The organism is Flavobacterium sp. EDS (genome assembly GCF_020991525.1).
Classification (GTDB): Bacteria; Bacteroidota; Bacteroidia; order Flavobacteriales; family Flavobacteriaceae; genus Flavobacterium.
In genome coordinates this window covers 1-305 of sequence record NZ_JAJMOZ010000070.1, presented here as the reverse complement: position 1 = coordinate 305, position 305 = coordinate 1, and the positions used below count along the sequence as shown (strand labels likewise).

Here is a 305-nt window from a genome sequence, read left to right as displayed (position 1 = left end):
GTTAGAGTACTACACTGATAATGTAGGGGTCGGCAGTTCGAGTCTGCCCGGGACTACTATTTAAACTTAAATAAAAGGAAATTTTAGAAGTTGAGCATTTATGAGCGAATTCATAACTCATAATTCATCATCATTTTAAAAATGGGGGATTAGCTCAGCTGGCTAGAGCGCCTGCCTTGCACGCAGGAGGTCAACGGTTCGACTCCGTTATTCTCCACAGATCAATCCCTTAATTGGGGGCGATAAAAGTTCATTGACATATTGAGATAAGAAAATAATAAAAAGTAGAAAGCGTTTTTATTAGC

General features: G+C 39.0%; 1 tRNA gene. It reads left to right on the top strand.

Annotated features, from left to right (window positions below):
* Positions 1–143: 143 nt before the first annotated feature.
* Positions 144–217: transfer RNA gene (locus LPB87_RS20725), tRNA-Ala, on the top strand.
* Positions 218–305: the final 88 nt, after the last annotated feature.